The sequence below is a fragment of the Sciscionella marina DSM 45152 genome, from assembly GCF_000379465.1.
GTDB classification, from domain to species: Bacteria; Actinomycetota; Actinomycetes; order Mycobacteriales; family Pseudonocardiaceae; genus Sciscionella; species Sciscionella marina.
The window spans coordinates 770,968-792,780 of sequence record NZ_KB905380.1 but is presented as its reverse complement, the minus strand read 5'-3'; the positions used below and the strand labels follow the sequence as shown (position 1 = coordinate 792,780).

23 protein-coding genes are annotated in these 21,813 nt (G+C 68.2%); 12 read left to right on the top strand and 11 right to left on the bottom strand.

All coding sequences use genetic code 11. The annotated features are described in order from the left end of the window. The first annotated feature begins 230 nt into the window (after positions 1-230). The 7 genes from A37U_RS51250 to A37U_RS0103760 all read left to right on the top strand — a co-directional run bounded on the left by A37U_RS51250 (position 231) and on the right by A37U_RS0103760 (position 5,092). Positions 231-401, top strand: coding sequence for a hypothetical protein (locus tag A37U_RS51250; RefSeq protein WP_020495280.1), 171 nt, complete (start codon positions 231-233; stop codon positions 399-401). Beyond that, positions 398-619, top strand: a complete 222-nt coding sequence (locus A37U_RS51245; protein WP_157182588.1) for a hypothetical protein — start codon at positions 398-400, stop codon at positions 617-619. The genes A37U_RS51250 and A37U_RS51245 overlap by 4 nt, the downstream gene beginning before the upstream one ends. After that, a complete protein-coding gene (locus tag A37U_RS0103775; protein WP_020495279.1) occupies positions 606-1,664 on the top strand; it encodes an RNA ligase in 1,059 nt (352 codons plus the stop codon). Before A37U_RS51245 ends, A37U_RS0103775 begins: the two co-directional genes overlap by 14 nt. Next, a complete protein-coding gene (locus A37U_RS0103770) occupies positions 1,661-2,551 on the top strand; it encodes a phosphatase domain-containing protein (protein WP_026196846.1) in 891 nt (296 codons plus the stop codon). Before A37U_RS0103775 ends, A37U_RS0103770 begins: the two co-directional genes overlap by 4 nt. An 87-nt stretch (positions 2,552-2,638) precedes the next feature. Then, positions 2,639-2,815: a helix-turn-helix domain-containing protein gene (locus A37U_RS54750; protein WP_420806214.1), complete on the top strand. Its 177-nt coding sequence runs from the start codon at positions 2,639-2,641 to the stop codon at positions 2,813-2,815. A gap of 534 nt (positions 2,816-3,349) precedes the next feature. Further along, a complete protein-coding gene (locus tag A37U_RS51240) occupies positions 3,350-3,982 on the top strand; it encodes a tyrosine-type recombinase/integrase (protein WP_020495277.1) in 633 nt (210 codons plus the stop codon). A gap of 72 nt (positions 3,983-4,054) precedes the next feature. Then, positions 4,055-5,092, top strand: a complete 1,038-nt coding sequence (locus tag A37U_RS0103760; RefSeq protein WP_020495276.1) for a saccharopine dehydrogenase family protein — start codon at positions 4,055-4,057, stop codon at positions 5,090-5,092. A 56-nt stretch (positions 5,093-5,148) separates the two neighbouring features. Here A37U_RS0103760 and lipA read toward each other — a convergent pair whose 3' ends face one another. The 3 genes from lipA to A37U_RS42160 all read right to left on the bottom strand — a co-directional run bounded on the left by lipA (position 5,149) and on the right by A37U_RS42160 (position 7,912). Then, entirely contained in the window at positions 5,149-6,150 is a 1,002-nt protein-coding gene (gene lipA, locus A37U_RS0103755; protein ID WP_020495275.1) for a lipoyl synthase, read from the bottom strand. A gap of 240 nt (positions 6,151-6,390) precedes the next feature. Beyond that, entirely contained in the window at positions 6,391-7,314 is a 924-nt protein-coding gene (locus A37U_RS0103750) for an oxidoreductase (protein WP_026196844.1), read from the bottom strand. A 76-nt stretch (positions 7,315-7,390) separates the two neighbouring features. Further along, the gene (locus A37U_RS42160; RefSeq protein ID WP_040586669.1) at positions 7,391-7,912 is read right to left on the bottom strand and encodes a hypothetical protein; all 522 of its coding nucleotides are present in this window, start codon (positions 7,910-7,912) and stop codon (positions 7,391-7,393) included. Between the two features lie 133 nt (positions 7,913-8,045). Between A37U_RS42160 and A37U_RS0103740 the strand changes: the two genes are divergently transcribed. Then, positions 8,046-8,681 carry a TetR/AcrR family transcriptional regulator gene (locus A37U_RS0103740; protein WP_020495272.1) on the top strand — a complete coding sequence of 212 codons (636 nt, stop codon included), beginning with the start codon at positions 8,046-8,048 and terminating at the stop codon, positions 8,679-8,681. Positions 8,682-8,690: 9 nt separating this feature from the next. Next, entirely contained in the window at positions 8,691-9,614 is a 924-nt protein-coding gene (locus A37U_RS0103735) for an LLM class F420-dependent oxidoreductase (RefSeq protein WP_020495271.1), read from the top strand. On the opposite strand, the gene A37U_RS42155 is transcribed toward A37U_RS0103735, so the two are convergent. The 4 genes from A37U_RS42155 to lpdA all read right to left on the bottom strand — a co-directional run bounded on the left by A37U_RS42155 (position 9,611) and on the right by lpdA (position 14,193). Continuing rightward, positions 9,611-10,168, bottom strand: a complete 558-nt coding sequence (locus A37U_RS42155) for an RNA polymerase sigma factor (RefSeq protein WP_020495270.1) — start codon at positions 10,166-10,168, stop codon at positions 9,611-9,613. The two genes, A37U_RS0103735 and A37U_RS42155, sit on opposite strands and share 4 nt — an antisense overlap. A 98-nt stretch (positions 10,169-10,266) precedes the next feature. After that, positions 10,267-10,998, bottom strand: a complete 732-nt coding sequence (lipB, locus tag A37U_RS0103725) for a lipoyl(octanoyl) transferase LipB (RefSeq protein WP_020495269.1) — start codon at positions 10,996-10,998, stop codon at positions 10,267-10,269. A gap of 27 nt (positions 10,999-11,025) precedes the next feature. Next, positions 11,026-12,768 (bottom strand): 2-oxoglutarate dehydrogenase, E2 component, dihydrolipoamide succinyltransferase, encoded by a 1,743-nt coding sequence (sucB, locus tag A37U_RS0103720; RefSeq protein WP_020495268.1) that lies wholly within the window; start codon positions 12,766-12,768, stop codon positions 11,026-11,028. Between the two features lie 57 nt (positions 12,769-12,825). After that, positions 12,826-14,193 carry a dihydrolipoyl dehydrogenase gene (gene lpdA, locus A37U_RS0103715; RefSeq protein WP_020495267.1) on the bottom strand — a complete coding sequence of 456 codons (1,368 nt, stop codon included), beginning with the start codon at positions 14,191-14,193 and terminating at the stop codon, positions 12,826-12,828. A 142-nt stretch (positions 14,194-14,335) separates the two neighbouring features. On the opposite strand from lpdA, the gene A37U_RS0103710 reads away from it, so the two are divergent. Then, positions 14,336-14,677, top strand: coding sequence for a hypothetical protein (locus tag A37U_RS0103710; protein ID WP_020495266.1), 342 nt, complete (start codon positions 14,336-14,338; stop codon positions 14,675-14,677). On the opposite strand, the gene A37U_RS0103705 is transcribed toward A37U_RS0103710, so the two are convergent. Together A37U_RS0103705 and A37U_RS0103700 are read right to left on the bottom strand one after the other, a co-directional pair. After that, the gene (locus tag A37U_RS0103705; RefSeq protein ID WP_020495265.1) at positions 14,653-16,590 is read right to left on the bottom strand and encodes an ABC1 kinase family protein; all 1,938 of its coding nucleotides are present in this window, start codon (positions 16,588-16,590) and stop codon (positions 14,653-14,655) included. The two genes, A37U_RS0103710 and A37U_RS0103705, sit on opposite strands and share 25 nt — an antisense overlap. 39 nt (positions 16,591-16,629) lie before the next feature. Continuing rightward, entirely contained in the window at positions 16,630-18,105 is a 1,476-nt protein-coding gene (locus tag A37U_RS0103700) for a leucyl aminopeptidase (RefSeq protein WP_020495264.1), read from the bottom strand. A gap of 100 nt (positions 18,106-18,205) precedes the next feature. Here A37U_RS0103700 and A37U_RS0103695 point away from each other — a divergent pair, with 100 nt between their 5' ends. Further along, positions 18,206-19,063: a hypothetical protein gene (locus tag A37U_RS0103695; RefSeq protein WP_020495263.1), complete on the top strand. Its 858-nt coding sequence runs from the start codon at positions 18,206-18,208 to the stop codon at positions 19,061-19,063. A 5-nt stretch (positions 19,064-19,068) separates the two neighbouring features. After that, positions 19,069-20,166, top strand: a complete 1,098-nt coding sequence (locus A37U_RS0103690) for a branched-chain amino acid aminotransferase (protein ID WP_020495262.1) — start codon at positions 19,069-19,071, stop codon at positions 20,164-20,166. On the opposite strand, the gene A37U_RS0103685 is transcribed toward A37U_RS0103690, so the two are convergent. Continuing rightward, the gene (locus A37U_RS0103685; protein ID WP_020495261.1) at positions 20,150-20,419 is read right to left on the bottom strand and encodes a hypothetical protein; all 270 of its coding nucleotides are present in this window, start codon (positions 20,417-20,419) and stop codon (positions 20,150-20,152) included. The two genes, A37U_RS0103690 and A37U_RS0103685, sit on opposite strands and share 17 nt — an antisense overlap. After that, positions 20,382-21,806, bottom strand: a complete 1,425-nt coding sequence (locus A37U_RS42150; protein WP_020495260.1) for an MFS transporter — start codon at positions 21,804-21,806, stop codon at positions 20,382-20,384. The genes A37U_RS0103685 and A37U_RS42150 overlap by 38 nt, the downstream gene beginning before the upstream one ends. Between the last annotated feature and the right edge of the window lie 7 nt (positions 21,807-21,813).

Sequence of the window (21,813 nt, the reverse complement as noted above, 5' to 3'; positions counted from 1 at the left end):
GTGTTCGACTGTGAATAAGGCAGCACAGGTGCTCTACGGAATCGGCGGGGCAATGGTAGTTCTCAGCCTTGCGGCGCTTGCAGCACTGCTGCTTGCCCTCTGTCTCGCTGGGCTAACCGGATCGTCCGTATACGGTTGGATCCCCCCGACGTTCTTTATCACAACTCCCGCCGCTCTTATCGGCATCGGCCTTCTTTGGCTCGGTGCCTGGCTGGAATTTAGGAAGTGAAATGACGCACTGGCATGCCGAGTTCGTCCGGGACGCGTACAAGGATTCCGTTCTCGACGTGATCACACTGTCCGAAGATTCCTTACTCGTCCGGTTCGATGACGACACGGCGGTACGCATCGACTTCAGTATGGCTGGAAAGTGGAGTGAACTAGTGGGAGACAACGCGTGAGCGGCAGCGCGAGCGACGGGCGAGGAACCGTATTTCTCGCCCACGCCTGGTGCCCCGTCGACTACAAGCCCCTGATGGTCGGCCCGTGGCACTGGTGGAACGTCTACCAGTCCGAGGAATCCGCAACCATGCAAGCCGTGCGGACAGCCAAGGGCTGGAAGCAGTACGGCCGTTGGGAAGTACGCCGAATCGAAGGACCCGACTATGACCCAGCTTGACGAACTACTCAACACGCGAGTACTCGCCGAGGAAATCGAAAATAAGTTCGTCCGCGCGCAGTACCACCCGATCTTGCCGTACGTGATTTACAGCTATACCGAGAAGGCACAGGCTAATGCGGCGTGGACCGAAGTCACCCGGCAGTGCCGGGGACTCGTGGCCGACTTCGAGGGGCGAGTCATCGCCCGTCCGTTCCCGAAGTTCTTTAACTACGGCGAACAGAAGCGGCTACAGCACTGGACCTCCGACGAACCGGTGACCGTCACCGACAAGGTAGACGGATCGCTCGGCATCGTCTACACCGACAGGGACGGATTGCCGCAGGTAGCTACGCGCGGATCGTTCACCAGCGAACAGGCGGCACACGCAACACACACGCTGCGAGCCAAATACCCCGATTGGCGTCCGCCCACGGGGTTCACGGTTCTTGTGGAGATCGTGTACCCCGAAAACCGCATCGTGGTGGACTACGGCGCTACCGATGATCTCGTGTTGCTCGGATGCGTCGATATCCACAACGGCTGCACGCACGGCCCTGGTTGGCTCACAGACTGGCCGGGACCGCGCGCCGAGGTGTTCCCTTACCGGTCGCTTCCCGGCGCGCTTGCAGCCAAGGACAGGCCCGGCCGTGAGGGCATGGTGGTCCACTTCCTCGTCTCCGACGACCGCGTGAAGATCAAGCAAGACAATTACGTTGCACTGCACCGGATCGTGACCGGTTTGAACGAGCAAGTCGTGTGGGAACACCTCACCGAGCACGGCAATGTGGACGAGCTCGTGAAGGGGCTGCCGGAAGAGTTCGAACCATGGGTACGCGATGTTGCCGACCGGCTCGCTACTGAATTCGAACAGATGGAAACCGTAGCGGCACAGCGGTTCCGGGCCGAACGCAAGCGGTTCGCGTTCGAAATCAAGGACGAACCCGACTGGTTGAAAGCCTGCCTGTTCAAACAACTCGACGCCAAAGACTACGCCGAACTGATTTGGAAACAGCTTAAGCCGAAGGCGGACACCCCGCCGCACAAGCAGAAAGAGAACGCGTGACACAGCAACTCGTCATCACTCGCGGTCTACCAGGAAGCGGCAAGACCACCCTTGCCCGAACCACGCTCCACGAGTACACGCGGGTCAACCGTGACGATCTCCGCACCATGCTGTACGGCCACTGGACCGGTGAACACGCGGACGAAGAACTAGTGACCTCGGTGCAGCATCACGCCGTAGCGTCCGCGCTCCGTGACGGGCGAAACGTGATCGTGGACGACACGAACCTACGGCAGCGCTACGTACGGCGGTTCGCCGAAATGGCGAAGCGACACGGTGCTGAGTTCCACGTCATCGACTTAACTTCCATGTCGGTAGACACGTGCATCGAACGGGACGCGAGGCGGGAAAACCCAGTCGGTGAACAGGTCATCCGCGACATGCACCGCAAGTTCATCGCAGGCAAACCGCACCCGCTACCGGTACCCGAGATCCCGGACACCGCGACCGGGGAACCGTACACACCGACGTTCGGCAGACCGCAAGCCGTCATTGTCGATGTTGACGGAACCGTAGCGCTCTCCGCGCACCGCGACCCGTACGACGCTGCTCGCGCCCACCTGGACACCCCGAACCACGTCGTGATCACCGTGGTGCGCCGCATGGAAAACGCAGGCTACCGCCTCGTGTTCTGCTCGGGCCGAGACGAGCAGTACCGTTCGATCACCGAGCAGTGGCTACACCGCTACGTCTCGGACGATTTCGAACTGTACATGCGCCCGCACGGCGACAAGCGCCGCGATGACACAGTGAAGCTCGAACTGTTCGACACCCACATTCGGCACTTCTACAACGTGGCTGGCGTGTTCGATGACCGGCAACGTGTCGTGGACGCGTGGCGGTCGATTGGGCTGACCGTGTTCCAGGTAGCGGAAGGTGACTTTTAGGAATCATGAAACGACGAGCGGTAAACGCTGACGAGGAAGACGCTCGCTAATGATGTACAGAGGTCCTTCAGCGGTGTTGAGGTTACGGTGAATCTATTGACAGTGGAACAGGTTGCTGCCTTCCTTTGTGTGGCGGACAAAACTGTTTATCAGAACTGGCGGACATGGGGACTCAAAGGTGTTAGAATCGGAGGCGGATCGAATGGTCCGATCCGGTTCCGTCCGAAGGACGTTGAACGTCTCGCATCCTCATGGGAAGAGTGATTCATGGCACCGCCATTTCAGAAGTGTAAGAAAGACAAGCGTAGTCCGCTGTATCCGTGCGAGAAGAAGCGATGCGGGCATTCGTGGACCGTGCGTTATCGAGCTCCAGGAGGGAGAACTGGGAGCCAACTTGAAAAATCGTTCGACCGTTGGAAAGACGCAAGCGACTTCAACATTAAGGTCGAGAACGACAAGCGAGAAGGTGTATATTCCGACCCGAAACTAGGGAAAGTTTCTTTTATTCCGTACGCTAAGGAATGCATCGATTCCCCGGCGCGTGGCGAGGGAACCAAATCTTACCAAATCGGGTTTCTGTACAATTGGGTGAAGCCTGTTTGCGGGAATCGAACGGTAGCCAGTGTCGAGAAAGGCGATCTACAACAGATAGCCAATAATATGGTTAAGGAGGGATTAGCGGCGTCCACTATCGGAACGCATTACAAGTCGCTCCGCTCGATCTTCAACAAGGCGGTAAGTGAAGGGCGGAGACGAACGAACCCGTGCGATGGCGTTGAGCTTCCCTGGGGTGCGTCCATGGCGGTGGACGAGGACGCGATACCCAACAGCTCGCAAGTCTCGCAGCTCGCATCCTTGATGCGTGAAGACAACAAGCTGGCCGTGTGGCTGATGGCTGGTCTCGGTCTCCGCGTGAGCGAAGCTCTGGGATTCTCGATCGAGAGCGTCCGGGGCAGCATCGTCAGGTTGCGACACCAGCTCTACCGGTACGCCTCGCGTGAGGACTACGGAAAGTACCTCGTCAAGCTCAAGCACCGGAAGGAGGGGGAGTACCGGGACATACCACTTCCGAACCGGGTGGCTAACCAGATCGATCAGCACGTGGACAAGTTCGGGTCGATCGAGGTTGAAGGGCAACACCTGTTGTTCTCTGGCGCGGCTAGCTCGGCTGCGCCGGTTCTCACCCTTGCGGGTATGACTGAGCGGTGGAAATCGCGGGTTCGAGCGGTGGGTATGGACTTCACACCGCATGATCTGCGTCACTACTATGCGTCGCAGCAGTTGGCCGGTGGTGCGAATATCCACGAGGTGTCGCGGTGGCTTGGACACAAGTCCATCCAGGTGACGGTAGACGTGTACGGCCACCTGACAGAGGATGCAGGCGAGCGCGGCCGAGCGATCATGGATGCTGTATTGCCCGTGACGTGCTGACTTGGTGCTGACTTCTGAGACCATTTCCGCCCTCGTTGCAGGTAGCGGCGGTGACCACTACTTTCTCCCGGTATGTCAGTGCTGATATACGGGGCGACCGGGCACACGGGGCAACTCGTCGCGCGGCGGGCGGTGCGGGACGGGCTGCGGCCGATACTCGCCGGGCGCAGTGCGCCGAAGGTGGTGGAACTGGCCGGTGAGCTGGGCCTGGACTACCGGGTGGCCGATCTCGCGGACCCGAAGGGACTGCGCGCGGCGCTGGAGGATGTCGAGGTGGTCGTGCACTGCGCGGGCCCGTTCTCGGCGACCTGGCGCCCGATGGTCGACGCCTGTCTGGAGACCCGGACGCACTACATCGACATCACCGGTGAGATCGACGTGTTCGAAGCGATCTATGCTCGCTCGGCCGAGGCGGAGGCCGCCGGTGTGGTGTTGTTGCCCGGTGGCGGTTTCGATGTGGTGCCCACGGACTGCCTTGCGGCGATGGTGCACGAGGCGATGCCGGACGCCGTGGAGCTGGACATCGCGTTCGCAGCCCAGATGAGCATCGGGCCGGGAACGGTGAAGACGGCGGTGGAGGGCGCGGGTACCGGTGGGCGTGCCCGGGTGGACGGGGTGGTCCGTTCGGTGCCGATGGCGCACAAGCAGATCACCGCGCTGTTCCCGGCCGGCCCGAAGACGGTGTCCGCGATCCCGTGGGGTGATGTGGCCAGCGCGTACCGGACCACGGGGATCCCGAACATCAGGACTTACACGATCGTGCCCGGTGCGCGGCTGCTGTCGACCGGGCAGCGTTATTTCGCGCCCGTATTGCGCAGCGCCCCGGTGCAGAAGGCGGGCAAGGCGCTGATCGACCGGTTCTTCCGGCCGGAGACCGAGGTGACCGGCGGGCGCAGCCAGGCGTGGGCCTGCGCGCGGGATGCCGAGGGGACGAGCGTGTCCGCGAGCCTGACCGGTCCCGGTCCGCTGCCGCTCACGGCGGACGCGGTGCTGCGCATCGCGGGCCGCCTCGCCGCCGGTGAGGTCCGGCCCGGTTCGCACACTCCGGCGACCGCGTTCGGCCCGGGGCTCGTCGCGGAACTCGACGAGGTGCGGGTGGAGCGCCCCTGAGTGGTCGACCGCGGGGCGATCCGGTGGCGGGCCGGTCCCACCACCGGATCGGTGAGTCACCGGGCGAGCAGAGCACTCGCTTCCTGGCGCGCGGTGCCCGCCGTGGCGAGGTGCGTGAGGTTCTCCGGCAGTTCCTCACCACGGTGGCGCACGGTCTGCGCGTAGAGTCGGCCGGCCCGGTACGAGGAGCGCACCAGCGGCCCGGCCATGACCCCGGCGTAGCCCATTTCCTCGGCCGCGCGGGAGTGCTCGATGAACTCCTCGGGCTTGACCCAGCGGTCGACCGGGTGGTGGCGCACGCTCGGCCGCAGGTACTGGGTGATGGTGAGGATCTCGCAGCCCGCCTCGTAGAGGTCACGCATCGCGGGTTCGACCTCCTCGGGGGTCTCGCCCATCCCGAGGATCAAGTTCGACTTGGTGACCAGGCCTGCGTCCCGTGCCTCGCTGATCACCTTCAGCGAGCGGTCGTAGCGGAAGGCGGGACGCATGCGCTTGAACACCCGGGGCACGGTCTCGAGATTGTGCGCGAGCACCTCCGGCCGGGAAGCGAACACCTCGGCGAGCTGGTCCGGCTCGGCGTTGAAGTCCGGGATCAGCAGTTCCACACCGGTGCCCGGGTTGAGCTGGTGGATCTGGCGCACCGTCTCGGCGTAGAGCCAGGCACCGCCGTCCGGGAGATCGTCGCGGGCCACACCGGTGACCGTGGAGTAGCGCAGCCCCATCGCCTGGACCGACTCGGCGACACGTCGCGGTTCGTCGGTGTCCAGCTCGGCCGGCTTACCGGTGTCGATCTGGCAGAAATCGCAACGGCGGGTGCACTGCTCACCGCCGATGAGGAAGGTGGCCTCGCGGTCCTCCCAGCACTCGTAGATGTTCGGGCAGCCGGCCTCCTCGCACACGGTGTGCAGACCTTCGCGCTTCACGAGTCCTTTGAGCTCCGAATACTCCGGACCCATCCGCGCCTTGGTCTTGATCCAGGACGGCTTCTTCTCGATCGGCGTCTCGCTGTTGCGGACCTCGAGCCGCAGCAGTTTCCGCCCTTCCGGCGCAACAGTCACAGGCGCCAGCCTACCTGTGTTTCACGAGTGCGCTTGGGGGCTCTCGTCCGTCGCGAGCGGGACTGTGTCCCTGCGGGACACCCGCGCCTGAGGCAGTGGACGAGATGGCGTGGCGGACGACGACAGCGCAGCGGCGCTGCGGCGGGAAGAGGACAACGCCACCGTGCCAGACGGCACTGAAGGCCGTTCCGGCGCCCCGCGGGCCCCGCGTAGCAGGACAGGGAACCCTCAAGCGTGCTCTCAGACCGGGTCGGGGGAGACGCCGGTGAGCTCGGCGGTGAGATTCCACAATCGCTCGCGGGTGCGCTCCTGGCCCTTGGCGCGCCGGACCGAGACCTTCTTCGGGTGCCCGAGCAGCTCCATGAAACGCCCCGGTCCGATGTAGTCGCCGCCGCCGGCCTCGGGAGCGGTGGCCGCGTAGAGTTCCGGGAGAACCCCGATCCTGGCCGGCTGGGCGCTGATCCCGTTGACGAATTTGGCGCCCTGTTCGAGCAGGCCGCTTCCCCGGGACCGGGCCATGTTCGCCTGCAGCTCGGTGGCGCTGTAGCCCGGGTGCGCGGCGAGGCTGGCCACCGGTTCGTCCGCGGCGCGCAGCCGCTTGTCCAGTTCGAGCGCGAACAGCAGGTTGGCCATCTTCGCCTGGCAGTAGGAGAACGAGGGCAGATAGCGGCGGCCGGTGAAGTTCGGGTCCTTGATGTCCACCCAGCCGAACTGCGCCATGAAGCTGGAGAGGGTGACCACGCGGGCACCCGTTCCGTTGCGCAGCGCCGGCATCAGCAGCCAGGTCAGCGCGGCGTGCCCGAGGTGGTTGGTGCCGAACTGCAGCTCGAAGCCGTCCGCGGTGTGCCGCTTCGGGGTCATCATCACGCCGGCGTTGTTGATCAGCACGTCCAGCCGGTCACCGGTGCGCTCGCGGATCTCCTTGGCCGCGGCCGCGACGGAGGACAGGTCGGCGAGGTCGAGCCGGACGAGTTCCGCGTCCGGCGAGTCGACCTGGGCGAGTGCTTGCTCGCCGCGTTCGGGGGAGCGGCAGGCCAGCAGCACCCGCGCGCCCGCCTTCCCCAGTGCCTTCGCCGCGTGCAGGCCGAGCCCGGAGTTGGCCCCGGTGACCACGATCGTGCGCCCCTGCTGGTCGGGGATGTCCGCTTCGGTCCAGTTCGCCATGTCCATCACCTACCTTCAAGTAGGTATCAGACTACCGGTATCCGAGTGACCGGCAACTCGCGACTGACCAGTGTGTTCAGGCGCTGACCGCGTCGGCGAGCTTGCGCAGCAGTGCGGTGCCCCGTCGCGGTGAGTTTCCTGCCTTGTCGTTCCCGGCGCGCACCAGGGCGAGGAAGGTGCCCCCGAGATGGGTGGCCTCCTCCTCGCTGTCACCCGCGCTGGTGAGTCCGGCGAGGTGCGCGAGCTTGCGGCGTTCGTTCGCGATACGCCCGCTGATCGCCGGGTGGTGTTCGTTGGCGTCGAGAACCGCGCGCAGCACGGGTTCGCGTTTGGTGGCGGCGAGCCACGCGTCCCGGACCACGTCGAAGCGGTCGATGCGCGGGTCGTCGTCGGCCTCGGCGATCGCCACGTCGATCTGGCCGGTCAGGGTCTGCTGCCACTTGTACTGCAGCGTGGTCAGCAGCTCCTCCCTCGTGCCGAAGACCTCGCGCACGGCGGGCAGCTCGTCATAGGGGAGGGCGCCATTGCCCCGTCGCGCAGCGGTGGCGAGCACGGTGTTCACCGCGTCGCGCCGCCGGTAGAAGTCGTCCCAGCTCATCGCTGTGTCCCTCCTCTCGGTGATCTGGTTCATACCGCAGGTTTGTGGCGTACCATCGGTATGTAACCCTTACTGAGAAGATACCAGCGGTACGTTGCCGAATCGTGTCGTAGAGTCTGTGACTGTGGTGACAATGCGTTCGCGGCGGCTCGAATATTCCGAGTCCACCAGAAAAGCGCTGGTGGACAGCGCCATCGAGCTGATAACCAAACGTGGCTACGCGGGTACCTCACTCGATGAGATCGCCAAGCGCGCGCGGGTGACCAAGGGCGCGCTCTACCACCACTTCAGCGGCAAGCAGGCGCTGTTCGAGGCCGCGTTCGACGCGGTGGAGCGCGACGTCATGGCGCGGGTGGCGAAGATCCTCGAGGACGCGGGGGACCGCTGGGAGGTGGCGATGAGCGGGGTGCGCGCGTATCTGCGCACCTGCCTGGAACCCACCTATCAGCGGATCGTGCTCAACGAGGGGCCGGTCGTGATGGGCTGGGAGCGCTGGCGCGAGGCGGAGGACCAGTTCAGCTTCGGGTTGTTCCGCAACAGCGTCGAGTCGCTGATCAACGCCGGGATCGTGGCCTCGGTGGCGCCGGTGGAGGCCACCGCGCGGCTGCTGTTCGGCGCGGTCTCGGCCGGTGCGCAGTACATCGTCGGCGCCGCGGACCAGAAACAGACCTACAACGAGGTGGCCACCGCGATCGAGCGGCTGTTCGGGATGCTGCGCACCGCGGCGGCGGTGGAACGCGGCGAGGAACCCGAGCAACCGAAGAGATAGCGTTGCCTCGTGGAATTGCGAGTGTTCACCGAACCCCAGCAAGGCGCGAGCTACAGCGATCTGCTGCGCATCGCCCGATGCGCCGAGGACGCGGGCTACGGCGCGTTCTTCCGCTCGGATCACTACCAGCACATGGGCGGTGCGGATCCGCGGCCCGGTCCGAGCGACGCGTGGATCACCCTCGCCGGTCTGGCGCGGGAGACCACGAGCATTCGGCTCGGCACCCTGGTCACCGCGGCGAGCTTCCGGTACCCGGGCCCGCTGGCGATCAGCGTGGCGAACGTGGACCAGATGTCCGGCGGCCGGGTCGAGTTCGGCCTCGGGACCGGGTGGTACGAGACCGAGCACACCAGCTACGGCCTGCCCTTCCCGCCGCTCGGTGAGCGTTTCGACCGGTACGCCGAGCAGCTGGAGATCATCACCGGACTGTGGGCGGCCGAGGGGAACTACTCCTTCCAGGGCGAGCACTATACGATCACCGATTCGCCCGCCCTGCCCAAACCCGCGCAGTCGCCGCGGCCGCCGGTGATCATCGGCGGTGGCGGGCGCAAGCGCACCCCGGCGCTGGCCGCGCGCTTCGCCGATGAGTTCAACATGCCGTTCTCCCCGCTCGCGGACGCGAAGGCGCAGTACGCCCGGGTCGCGCAGGCGTGCTCGGACGCCGGTCGTGCACCCGCCGAACTGGCCTACTCCGCCGCGCTCGTGGCCTGTGTCGGCAAGGACGAGGCCGAGGTGACCAGGCGCGCGGGCGCGATCGGCCGGGAGATCAGCGATCTGCGGGAGAACGGCGTCGCGGGCACCGTGGACGAGGCCGTGCAGACCCTCGGTGCCTGGGCGGAGGCCGGGGCGCAGCGGGTCTACCTGCAGATGCTCGACCACACCGACCTCGACCACGTGGAACTGATCGCCGCCGAGGTCGCTCGCCAGCTCTAGGGGCTCGCCAGATCCTCGAGGTGTTCGGCGAGCCGGGCGCGCAGCCGGTCCAGGCAGCGGCGCCGGGTGGGCCCGATGCTGCCCTCGGCGAGCGCGAGCGCGCCGCCGATCTCGGCGTAACCGATGTGGGACAGGTCGAGGGTGAGCAGGCGGCGGCACCGCTGTGGCAGCGTGGCGAAGGCGGTGCGGACGAGGTGCGCCCGGTCCGCGCGGACGGCGAGCTGTTCGGGACCGGGGCGCTCGTCCGCGAGCGGCAGCTCGGCGAGATCGGCGCACAGTTCGGTGCGATGCTGGCGGGTGAGTCGTACGCACAGCCGGTGCGCGGTGGTGCGGATCCACCCGGGGAGGGCCTCCGGGGTGCGGATGGTGCGGTGTTCGGCGAGCAGGGCCAGCCACACCGACTGGATGAGGTCGTCCAGATCGGCTCGCCGGATCCGGTGCTTGACCGCCGCGCCGACGATGATCCGCTCATAGCGGCCGACCAGTTCGCGGGCCGCCGCGTTGTCCGCGAGCGCGAGCCGGTCCAGCAGTTCACGTTCCGACCAGTGCTGCATGTGTCCACACCCTCCGTGTCCGGAATTCGGTCACGGATCGGACGGGACGGGACCGGAGCGCGGTTCCCCGCTGTGCTCAGATGCGCCACATCGGGTGATCAGGTGGACAGTTCGAGTCGCAGTCCCGGTGCTTCGGCCCCGGCACGGACGATGTCCCGCTCGGTCACCTCGAGCGTGCCGTCGAGCGCGTCCAGTACGGCGTCCCTGGCCAGCGGGAGCACTTCCTCGACGGGGACGGTCCTGCCGAGTTCACGGGACAGTGAGGTGGTTCCCGCATCGGTGATGCCGCACGGGATGATCGTGTCGAAACCGCCGAGCGGGTTGTCACAGTTGATCGAGAAGCCATGCAGGGTCACTCCGCGCGCGACCCGGACTCCGATGGCGGCGATCTTGCGTTCCGGGAGCCCGTTCTCCGCGGGCAGCCACACACCGGTGCGCCCGTCCACCCTTCCGGTGCCGGGCAGCTCGAGCCGGTCGCACACCGCGATGATGGCCTGCTCCACCCGGCGCACGTATTCGAGCACGTCGATGGGGTCGGCGAGCCCGATGATCGGGTACCCGACGAGCTGGCCCGGTTCGTGATAGGTGATCTTGCCGCCGCGGTCCACATCGATGACCGGGGTCCCGTCGGCCGGCTTCTCCGCTTCGCGGGTGCGCTTCCCCGCGGTGTAGACGGGCGGATGCTGCAACAGCAGCAGGGTGTCCTCGCCGGTGCCGTCGGCGCGCGCCCCGGCCAGTTCACGCTGGGTCTGCCAGGTCGGCAGGTACTCGACCAGACCCAGTTCGCGAACGGTGACCGGGGTGCGCGCGCTACGACAGGTTGAGCTCATGCCTGCGAGATTACTCCCGCCGGTGGACTAGAGCCCGAGCTCGGCGGTGAAGTTGGCCTCTTCGAGACGCTTCTTCACCGTGGTGAGGAAGCGGCCCGCGTCCGCACCGTCCACGAGCCGGTGATCGTAGGTCAGCGGCAGGTAGCACATCGACCGCACGGCGATGGCGTCCGTGCCGTCCGGGCCGGTGACCACGACGGGCCGCTTCACGATCGCCCCGGTGCCGAGCATGCCCGCCTGCGGGGGCACCAGGATCGGGGTGTCGAACAGCGCGCCCTGGCTGCCGATGTTCGTGATGGTGAACGTGCCACCGGCGAGCTCATCTGGCTTGAGGCCGTTGCTGCGTGCCCGGGACGCGATGTCCGAGATCGTCCGTGCGAGGCCACCGAGGGAGAGATCGCCCGCGTTGTGGATCACCGGCGAGATCAGGCCCTGGTCGGTGTCCACCGCGATGCCGAGGTGCTCGGCGCCGTGGTAGGTGATCTCCTTGGTGTCCTCGTTGTACGAGGCGTTCACGTTCGGGTGCGACTTGAGCGCCTCGACGACCGCCTTCGCGATGAACGGGAGGAAGGTCAGGTTGACGCCCTCGCGTTCGGCGAACGAGGCCTTGGCCGAGGCCCGCAGCTTCGCGATCCCGGTCATGTCGACCTCGAATGTCTGCGTCAGCTGCGCGGTGGTCTGCAGCGATTCCTTGGTTTTCTGCGCGGTGATCTGCCGGATGCGGTTGGCCTTCTTCGTGGTCCCGCGCAGCGCGGCGAGTTCCGGCCGGACCTCCTTGCCCGCGCTCGCCGGAGCGGCCGCGGCGGGAGCGGCCGCGGGTGCACTGGCCGCGGGCTGGCTCTTCGCCTCGATGGCCGCCTGCACATCCTGTTTGCGGATGCGCCCGCCGACCCCACTGCCGGTGATCGTGGCCAGCTCGATGCCGTTCTCGTTGGCGAGCTTGCGCACCAGCGGGGTGACGTACGGGCTTTCGCCGCTCGAAGGCTGCTCGGGCTGCGCGTGCCGGGGTGCCGCCGGAGCAGCCGGTGCAGCAGGCGCCGGGGCCGCCGCCGCGGGTTCCGGCGTCGGCACCGGTTCCGGTTCGGGCGCGGGTTCCGGTTCCGGTTCGGGCGTCGGCGAGGGGGCCGCTGCCGCGGGCGTACCGCTGCCGATCACCGCGAGCTGGCCGCCGACCTCGACGGTGTCGTCCTCGTTCGCACTGATCTCCAGCAGTGTCCCGGCGGCTGGGGAGGGGATCTCGGTGTCGACCTTGTCGGTGGAGACCTCCAGCAACGGCTCGTCCACCTCGACGGAGTCACCGATCTGCTTGAGCCAGCGGGTGATGGTGCCTTCGGTGACCGACTCACCGAGCGCGGGCATCGGCACCGGGGTGCCCGCTCCCGCGGACGGTGCGGGTGCCGCAGATTCTGCCGCGGGAGCAGATTCCGCCGCGGGAGCAGATTCCGCCGCCGGAGCGGATTCCGTCGCGGCGGCCGGTTCCGGGGCCGGTTCGGGCTCGGCCTGCGCGGCGGGTGCCGCGGGTGCCCCACCGGAACCGTCGTCGATCAGCGCGAGTTCGCCGCCGACGTCGATGGTGTCGTCCTCGTTCGCGATGATCCGCGAGAGCGTCCCCGCCGCGGGCGAGGGGATCTCGGTGTCGACCTTGTCGGTGGAGACCTCGAGCAGTGGCTCGTCGACCTCGACCGTGTCGCCCTCCTGCTTCAACCAGCGGGTGACGGTGCCCTCGGTGACGGACTCACCGAGAGCGGGCATCTGGACGGAGAATGCCATGGCGTGCTGACTCCTGACTCCTCGGAACTTCCTGTGACTCCCCGGGCGAGGTGTTCCTCAGCCGTGGACGTGTAGTGGCTTGCCCGCGAGCGCGAGGTGTGCCTCGCCGAGCGCCTCGGTCTGCGTCGGGTGCGCGTGCACCAGCGGTGCGACGTCCTCGGGGAACGCCTCCCAGTTCACGATCAGCTGGGCCTCGCCGACCAGTTCGCCGACCCGCTCGCCGACCATGTGCACGCCGACGATCGGCCCGTCCGGTGCCTTGATCAGCTTGACCGCGCCCTTGGTCTTGAGGATCTGGCTCTTGCCGTTACCCGCGAGGTCGTAGGTGAAGGTGCTCACCTCGGCACCGTAGCGTTCCTTGGCCTCGGCCTCGGTGAGCCCGACGGAGGCGACCTCGGGCTTGCAGTAGGTGACCCGCGGGATGCCGGACTCCTCGATCGGGCGCGGGTTCAGCCCGGCGATCTCCTCGGCGACGAAGATGCCCTGCGCGAAGCCGCGGTGCGCGAGCTGCAGCCCGGGCACGATGTCCCCGACCGCGTACACGTTGGCGAGGTTGGTGCGCAGCCGGTCGTCGGTGCGCACGAAGCCGCGTTCCATGGTCAGGCCGGCCTCTTCGTAGCCCATGCCCGCGGTGTTGGGGCCCCGGCCGACGGCGACGAGCAGCAGGTCGGCGGTGAGGGTCTCGCCGTTCTCCAGGGTCACCGAGACGCTGTTGGCGTCCTGGGAGGCCCCGGTGAACTTCACGCCGGTCTTCGCGGTGATCTTGCGGCGGCGGAAGGCGCGCTCGAGCTGCTTGGAGGAGTGCTCGTCCTCGTTCGGCACCAGCCGCGGCAGTGCTTCGACGATGGTGACCTCGGAACCGAAGGAGCTCCACACGCTGGCGAACTCGACGCCGATGACCCCGCCGCCGAGCACGATCGCCTTCTCCGGGACGTAGTCCAGGTTGAGCGCCTGCTCGCTGGCGATGATCCGGCCGCCGAGCTCGAGGCCGGGCAGCGTCTTGGAGTAGGAGCCGGAGGCGAGCACCACGTTCTTGCCGGTGATGCGCTGGCCGTTGACCTCGACCGAGTTCGGCCCGACGAACCGGCCCTCGCCCTCGACGACGTTGACCTTGTTCGCCTTCGCCAGCCCCTGCAGGCCCTTGAACAGGCCGGAGACGATGCCGTCCTTGTAGGAGTTGACCCCGCTCATGTCGATGCCCTCGAAGGAGGACTTGACACCGAACTGGTCGCCCTCGCGGGCGGCGTCGGCTACCTCGGCGGCGTGCAGCAGGGCTTTGGTCGGGATGCAGCCGCGGTGCAGGCAGGTGCCCCCGAACTTGTCCTTCTCCACGAGGGTCACGGAAAGGCCCAGCTCGGCAGCGCGGAACGCGCACGCGTAGCCGCCGGAGCCGCCACCAAGGATCACGAGGTCGGCGTCGGTCACAATCGCTCCTAGATCAGGCGAGATTCTGTTCTAACCAGCGTCGCGGGTACCGAACGGCCGCCCGCGGCCATACGCCATCTTTCCACCAAGGCGTGCATTCTTGTGATGCGGGGACGGACGGCAACGAGGTGGAGGTTCGCCTATGGGGATCCGTACCAGGCTCCGGCACGGTAAACGCGCGGGCAGCAAGCGGGGAGAAACTCGCGAGAACACGGCCTACCTGCGGGAATGGGCCGGTGCCCGGCGTGGTGTCGAGGGTTATGTCGAACCGAGGACCACGGTCACCGAGACGACCGTGATGCTCGTCGCGCATGATGGAGAGTGGACGCGCCGCCGGGTTTCCGGGCCGCGCGCGGCGCATTCACTCGGTGACTCGCTCGGTATCCCGGTCTACGATGCCGGAGTGGTCGGCTACCCGCAGCGCATGCGCGCCTACAACCGGCGCAGGAAAGAGGACGGTCAGGGTTCCCCGCGCCCGCGCTGATTGCGGAACGCCAGATACAGCAGGCGCACCCCGATGAGCGCGCTGATCATCAGCAGGTTGTACCCGATCAGGTCCTTGAGCGTGATCCCCGGGACGATCGGCGGCCCGCCACCCGAGGACAGCAGCAGCGCGGCCATGATCCCGGCCGTCGCGCCGAGCACGGCCAGCAGCACCTCGTGCAGCGCGCCGAACAGCACCCTGCGGTCCCGCGGATCGGCGAGCAGCCGCACGTTCACCGAGAGCCTGCCTTCCTCGAGCGATCCGGTGATCCGGTCCAGCCTGCGCGGCAGTTTGCGCAGCACCGGGAGCGTGGTCACCAGTTCCCGCATGGCCAGCTCGCGCACCGATTCCGGATGCACCGCCGCGCGCACCTGTTCTCCCGCGTACGTCCGGGCACCGGCGAGGATGTCGAAGCCCGGGCACAGCGTGGTCAGGGTGCCCTCGAGCGTGGCGAGCGCGCGGAAGACCGCCGCGATCTCCGGGGGAACCGCGAGCCCGTGCGCGCCGATCAGGGAGAACAGCTCGGCGAACAGGGCGGAGTTCGGGCGTGCGTCCCCGCCGAGGTGCTTGGCGGAGATCCGGCCGAGTTCGCGTTCGAGCGCGGCACCATCGATCCGCTCCGGACGGTCGAGGATGTCGAGCAGGGCGTCGCGCATCGCGGCCGCGTCGCCGGAGTCCACGCCGAGCAGGAAGGCGCGCAGTCCTTCGCGCAGGGCCCCGTCGATGCGCCCGACCGAACCGAAATCGAGCAGGGCCAGCCTGCCGTCCTCGAGGACGAGCACATTGCCCGGATGCGGATCGGCGTGGAACACCCCGTGCCGCATGACCTGCCCGAGCATGGTGGTGAGCAGGGCATTCGCCGCTGCCTCCCGGTCGGCGAGCTCCGTATCGGCACTCAGTGGTGTGCCGCGCAGCCGTTCGGTGATCAGGACGCTCTCGCTGGCCTCGTAGACCCGGGGAAGCACGATTCGCCCGTCCGGATCGGCGGCGCGCACCGCCTCGAGATTGCGCGCCTCGATGGTGAAATCGAGTTCCTCGGTCAGCGCACGGGCGAATCCGTGCGCCAGTTCGACCAGACCGAGCCTGCGTGCCCAGCTCGCGCGGGCTTCGAGGGTGGCGGCGACCTTGGCGAGGATGTCCAGGTCCCGCTCGACGGTCTCGCGGATCCCCGGCCTGCGCACCTTCACCGCGACCTCGGTGCCGTCGGCGCGCCGTCCCGGATACACCTGCGCGATGGAGGCGGCCGCGAGCGGCTGGCCGGACAGCTCGGCGAGATCGGCTTCGGGGAGTTCGGCGCGCAGCACTGCCAGTGTCGCCGCATCGTCCGAACCGCCCGCCTGGTGCTGAAGTTTGGCGAGCTCCGTGGTGAATTCTCTGGGCAGTAGTTCGGTTCTGGTGGCGAGCACCTGGCCGAGCTTGACGAAGGTGACCCCGCCCTCCTCGAGCGCGGTGCGCAGGGAGCGGGCCAGCCGGATGCGCCGCGCCGGTGCCTGATCCCCGCGCCCACCCCGGCCACCGAGGTAGCCGCCGAGCCCGTGGCGTGCCGCGATCCGCAGAATCCGCCCGTATCGCCTGCTGCGCCGCCACCATCGCACCAGGGCCCCCGGCCAGCCGCGCACGTTCCACGGTTGCCCGCTGGGATGGACGAACTCCGCGGCCAGCAACAGGATCAGCACCACGATCAGCGCCGCCCCGACGATGGGGACGAGCAGCCCGACCGCCTTGCCCGCACTGTGCACCGGGGGAAAGGACTGCACGATCGCGCCAGCCACGGTCCAGCCGATGACCGCGGTGACCGCTCCGCGCAGGAATCCGATGCGAACTCCCAGCACCCGCCGTGCCACGCCGATCATGGCGAGCACGAGCAGGAACCAGGTCACCGAACCCAGGACCGTCAGCAGCCACTGCGTCATCGGCTCACCGTAACGTGCCCGGTGATCGGGCCCTTCCGCTCAGCCGTGCTCGGCGATATCGGTGAGCACCGCGGCCATGGTGCGTACCGGGACCCCGGTGCCGCCCTTGCCGGTGTAGCCCCACGGCGATCCGGTGTTGTAGGCCGGGCCCGCGATGTCGATGTGCGCCCAGTCGACCCCTTCGGCGACGAACTCCCCGAGGAACACCCCGGCCAGCAGCATCCCGGCGACCTTGGCCCCGTTCGAGACGTTGGTCAGGTCCGCGAGGTTCGAGTCGAGGTCGGCGCGCAGTTCCTCGGGCAGCGGCATGGCCCACGCGGCCTCGCCGACCTCGCGTCCCTGTCCGGCGACCCGGTCCCGGAACTCCGGGCTGCCCATCACACCGCTGGTGCGGGTGCCGAGCGCGGTCAGCTGCGCCCCGGTGAGCGTGGCGGCCTCGATGAGGTAGTCGGGCTTGTCCTCGCAGGCACGCACGATCGCGTCGGCGAGCACGAGGCGGCCCTCGGCGTCGGTGTTGAGCACCTCGACGGTCTTGCCGCCGTACATGGTGAGCACGTCACCGGGGCGGTACGCGGTGCCCGAGGGCATGTTCTCGGCCATCGGGACGGTCGCGGTGACCTCGATGGGGAGCTTGAGCCGTGTGGCGAGCGCGGCCACGGCGATCGCCGCGGCGGCACCGCTCATGTCCGAGGTCATGTCGTCCATCTTCGCCGGCGGCTTGAGCGAGATCCCGCCGGTGTCGAAGGTGATGCCCTTGCCGACCACGGCGACCTTGGCCTTCGGCTTGCCCGGGCGGTAGCGCATCCGGACAAGGCGCGGCGGCCGCGAGGAGCCGTCGCCGACTCCGAGGATTCCGCCGAATCCTTTGCGGCGCAACGCTTTTTCGTCGAGCACCTCCACCGTCATACCGGCGTCCTCGCCGAGCTGCTTGGCGCGGACGGCGAAGGACTGCGGGTACAGCTCGTTCGGCGGGGTGTTGATCAGGTCGCGTGCCTGGCACACCGCCTCGGCGATCGCGGTCGCGGTGCGCAGCTCGGCCCGCTGCCCGGTTCCGCCCCCGGCGGCGAAGGCCACGCTCCCCAGCGCCTCGCCGTTCGGCTTCACGCTCGGCCGGTACGCGCCGAGGATCGTGCCCTCGACCGCGGCGTGGGTGTCCATAGTGGACAGCGTGCTCGCGGCCTTCCTGGTTCCGGCGAGCGCCCGGGCGGCGACCCCGGACGCGCGGCGCACCTGCTCGGCGCTCGGCGCGTCCTCGACCTCACCGAGTCCCGCGGCGAGCACCACCGGAGCGGTGATCGTGCCGAGGGTGGCCAGCTTCACGGCCTCGCCCGCGGCGCCCTTCGCGCCGAGATCGGTGAGGATCCCGGTGAGCCTGCCGCCGAAGGCCGCGTCGATCGCCTCGGCGCCGGGCGCGAGCGCGATCCCGTCCGTACCGGCAATCGTGCCGATCACGACGGCGTCGACGGCGATCGTCTCCAGCCCGGTTTTCGTGATGCTCAGTTTCGGCGTGGCCACGGAGCGCTCCCTGCTTTCGTGTGCTGTTTTCCCAGATCCGCGACGCATCGTAACCAGTGCTGGCGGGTGCTGCTCCGGCTCGGTCTGCGACGGTGTGCGCATGCAGCGAACCAGCAGCCTCGCCCTCGCTGGTCTCGGCGTGCTCGCGATCGGGCCGCTGGCCCTGATCGCCGGCCGGTACGCGCCGCTGGCCGGGGTGCCCGCGGTGCTGCTCGCCCTCGCCGCGCGGCTGGTGCCCGCCCCGGAGACGGCTGGCCGGACCGGGCGGGCGCTGGACGGCTTGTGCGCGTGCGCCACCGCCGGGGTGCTCGCCAGGGGGATCGGCGACTACCTGGTCCCCGGCTACCCGCGGCTGGCCGGAGTGGTGGTGCTCGTCCTGCTGGGGCTGCTGGTGTTCGCGCGCACCGCGATCCCGGATGTGCTCGCCTGGTTCGGCATCGGGCTCGGCGCGCTGGCCGCGGTGCTGTTCACCGGGGCGGGTCTCGGCATCGCCCCGCCGTCACACGCACCGGAGGCGGTGCACCCCGCGCTGCTCGTGCCCGCCGCCGTGCTGCTGCTCGGTGCGGCGGCGGGGGTGCCGCGCGGGCCCGGTCGCGGATTCCCGTGGTGGCTCGCCGGTGCCGCGCTCGGCTTCGGCGCTCTCGCCTGGGTGGCCCAGTATCAGCTCGGGGCCGCGCGCACCGGATTCTCCCCGGCCCCGCTCACCGATGCGCTCGAGGTGGCGAACGCGGGGGAGCTGACGCCGGTGCTCGTGGTGGCGCTGGTGCTCGCGCTCGCGATCGGCGCGCACGGTCAGCTCGATCTGGCCGCCGAACGGTTCCCCGCCTGGTCGCCCGCGCTCGGCGGGATCGCGGTGGTGTTCGCCGGGCAGCTCGGCGGGCTCGTGGTGTGCGCCGTGCTCGTGCTCACGCGTTTCGCCTACCTCGGTTGGTCAGCGATTCGCGGCGAGCTACCGTGAACACTATGACGTCCGACCAATTCTCGTCCGAGTTCACTGTGACCCGTCATCCGAATCCGGCCTCCGCGGAGCGCGTGGCCGAGGTACTCGCCGACCCCGGTTTCGGCAAGTACATGACCGATCACATGGTGAGTATTGGTTACGCCGACGGCGGCTGGGGTGAACCGCAGGTACGGCCCTATCAGCCGCTCTCGCTCGACCCGGCGACCACGGTGCTGCACTACGGGCAGGCGATCTTCGAGGGGCTCAAGGCCTACCGCCAGACGGACGGTTCGATCGCCACCTTCCGCCCGCACAGCAACGCGTCCCGGTTTCAGGCCTCCGCGCGCCGGCTGGCCATGCCCGAGCTTCCCGAGGACCTGTTCGTGGAGTCGCTGCGCCAGCTGGTGGCGGTCGACGAGCGCTGGGTGCCCGCCGCGGGCGGCGAGGACTCGCTCTACCTGCGCCCGTTCATGATCTCCACCGAGGTGTTCCTCGGTGTCCGCCCGGCGACCGAATACCTGTACATGCTGATCGCCTCCCCGGCGGGCTCATACTTCTCCGGCGGGATCAAGCCGGTGAGCGTGTGGCTGTCCACCGAGTACGTGCGTGCGGCCCCGGGCGGCACGGGTGCGGCGAAGTTCGCCGGGAACTACGCCGCTTCGCTCGCCGCGCAGGCCCAGGCCGCCGAGCAGGGCTGCGACCAGGTGGTGTGGCTGGACGCGGTGGAGCGGCGCTATGTCGAAGAGATGGGCGGGATGAACCTGTTCTTCGTGCTCGGCGACCGCATCGTCACCCCAGAGCTCTCCGGTTCGCTGCTCGCCGGGGTCACCCGCGACTCGCTGCTCACTCTCGCCGCCGAGCACGGTTACGAGGTGGAGGAGCGCAAGTTCTCCACCGAGGAATGGGAGAAGAAGGCCGCGAGCGGGGAACTCACCGAGGTGTTCGCCTGCGGCACGGCCGCGGTGATCACCCCGGTCGGCCAGGTCAAGCACGCGGGCGGGGAATTCACCATCGCCGACGGTCAGGCGGGTCCGGCCACCACGAAGCTGCGTGCCGCGCTGACCGACATCCAGACCGGGGCGGCCGAGGACACCCACGGCTGGCTCACCACGCTGGGCTGACTTCGGCGAAGAACCGGGCCACCACGCGCGCGCCGAGTGCGCAGAACGGGCCGTCGGTGGCCAGCACATCCGGGTACAGGTGCCCGGATGTGCGGCCGTGCACTGTCCCCGTGCCCGCGCGGATCCGGTGCCTGTCCGCGAATCCGCAGAAACCGTGCACCAACACCAGGGGCCGTCCCTCGCCGGGTTTCCGGTAGGCGAGCCTGGCGCCGTCCTCACCCGTGGTGTACCGGATCCACCCGTTCCCCTTCATGGGAGTCCGCCCCGGCCCGCCCGGGAAGCAGCGGCGCGAGCAGCAGCGCGACGAGGAGTAGTCCGGCGGCCACCAGGAACGCGGTGATCGTGGCCGAGGCGTTCGCGCCACCGGCGAAGAACACCGTACCGAGCAGGGCGATCCCCGAGGTCGGACCCAGCTGCATCGCGGTGTTCACCACTCCGGACGCGGATCCCGCTTCCTCGGCGGGAACCCCGGCGAGTATCACGGTGAGCACCGAGCTCATCACGGTTCCCAGCCCGTAACCGAGCAGCACCGCACCGGGAATGAGCTCCCAGGAGTGCAGCTGCTCGCCCGTGCTGGAGAGGACGAAGCAGAGTGCCGCGGTGCCGAGGAGCCCGGCGATCAGGCCGACCGGGATCAGGTTCTTGCCGAGCTTCCTGATCAACGCGGCCGAGCTGCCGTTGCCCGCGACGATGCCGAGGGTGATCGGCAGGAAGGTCAGCGCGGTCTGCAGTGGGGAGTAGTGCAGGCCGTTCTGCAGGTGCATGGTCAGCACCACGAAGGTGCCCATGCTCGCGGTGAACAGGATCGCGATGGGGAGCCCGGCGGACATCTCCCGCCTGCGCAGCATGCCGAGCCCGATGAGCGGGTCGGTGCGCCGCTTCGACTGCTGGTAGACGAAAAGCCCCGCGAGCGGGATCGCGGCGAGCATCAGCAGGATCGTCCAGATCGGCCAGCCGATGCTCCAGCCTTCCACGAGCGGGTAGAGCACGGCGAACAACGGCAGCGCGAGCAACACGACACCGAGCCGGTCGATGCGTACGCCCGGCTGTCCGGCCCTCCTGGGCAGGAACGCGGCGGAGCAACCGAGGGCGATCAGCCCGATCGGCAGGTTCACCAGGAAGATCGAGCGCCACCCGAGCCCGGCGATGTCCGCCTGGGTGAGCAGCCCGCCGAGCAGTGGGCCGGCCGCCCCGCCGAGCGGGAACGTCGCCCCGAACATGGCGAAGGCCTTGCCACGCTCCTCGTGCGGGAATTCGGTCTGGATCACCGCGAGCACCTGCGGGACCATCAGCCCGGCGAAGACCCCCTGCACGATGCGGGCCCCGATCAGCACCCCGACCGCCGGGGAGAGTCCGGCGAGCAGCGAGGCGAGGGTGAACCCGAGCGTGCCGTAGAGGAAGACCGCGCGGGTGCTGTACCGGTCGCCGAGGCGGCCGCCGGTGATCAGCAGCAGCGCATAGGCGAGCGTGTAACCGGAGGCGATCCACTCCAGTGCCGATCCGCTCGCCTGTTGCTCGTGCTGGATCGAGGGCAGTGCGACGGCGACGATCTGGTTGTCGAGCATGTCCATGAAAACCGCGAGCAGCAGCGGGAACAGTGCCGCCCAGCGATGCGGATGCCAAGTCGTATTCTCTGTCACGTGGACA

Bases quoted from the DNA above. Each gene is read 5' to 3' on its own strand.
- A37U_RS51250 (WP_020495280.1), top strand. From the start codon at position 231: ATGACGCACTGGCATGCCGAGTTCGTCCGGGACGCGTACAAGGATTCC.
- A37U_RS0103775 (WP_020495279.1), top strand. From the start codon at position 606: ATGACCCAGCTTGACGAACTACTCAACACGCGAGTACTCGCCGAGGAA.
- A37U_RS51240 (WP_020495277.1), top strand. From the start codon at position 3,350: ATGGCGGTGGACGAGGACGCGATACCCAACAGCTCGCAAGTCTCGCAG.
- A37U_RS0103760 (WP_020495276.1), top strand. From the start codon at position 4,055: ATGTCAGTGCTGATATACGGGGCGACCGGGCACACGGGGCAACTCGTC.
- A37U_RS0103750 (WP_026196844.1), bottom strand. From the start codon at position 7,314: ATGGCGAACTGGACCGAAGCGGACATCCCCGACCAGCAGGGGCGCACG.
- A37U_RS42160 (WP_040586669.1), bottom strand. From the start codon at position 7,912: ATGAGCTGGGACGACTTCTACCGGCGGCGCGACGCGGTGAACACCGTG.
- A37U_RS0103740 (WP_020495272.1), top strand. From the start codon at position 8,046: ATGCGTTCGCGGCGGCTCGAATATTCCGAGTCCACCAGAAAAGCGCTG.
- A37U_RS42155 (WP_020495270.1), bottom strand. From the start codon at position 10,168: ATGCAGCACTGGTCGGAACGTGAACTGCTGGACCGGCTCGCGCTCGCG.
- lipB (WP_020495269.1), bottom strand. From the start codon at position 10,998: ATGAGCTCAACCTGTCGTAGCGCGCGCACCCCGGTCACCGTTCGCGAA.
- sucB (WP_020495268.1), bottom strand. From the start codon at position 12,768: ATGGCATTCTCCGTCCAGATGCCCGCTCTCGGTGAGTCCGTCACCGAG.
- A37U_RS0103710 (WP_020495266.1), top strand. From the start codon at position 14,336: ATGGGGATCCGTACCAGGCTCCGGCACGGTAAACGCGCGGGCAGCAAG.
- A37U_RS0103705 (WP_020495265.1), bottom strand. From the start codon at position 16,590: ATGACGCAGTGGCTGCTGACGGTCCTGGGTTCGGTGACCTGGTTCCTG.
- A37U_RS0103695 (WP_020495263.1), top strand. From the start codon at position 18,206: ATGCAGCGAACCAGCAGCCTCGCCCTCGCTGGTCTCGGCGTGCTCGCG.
- A37U_RS0103690 (WP_020495262.1), top strand. From the start codon at position 19,069: ATGACGTCCGACCAATTCTCGTCCGAGTTCACTGTGACCCGTCATCCG.
- A37U_RS0103685 (WP_020495261.1), bottom strand. From the start codon at position 20,419: ATGAAGGGGAACGGGTGGATCCGGTACACCACGGGTGAGGACGGCGCC.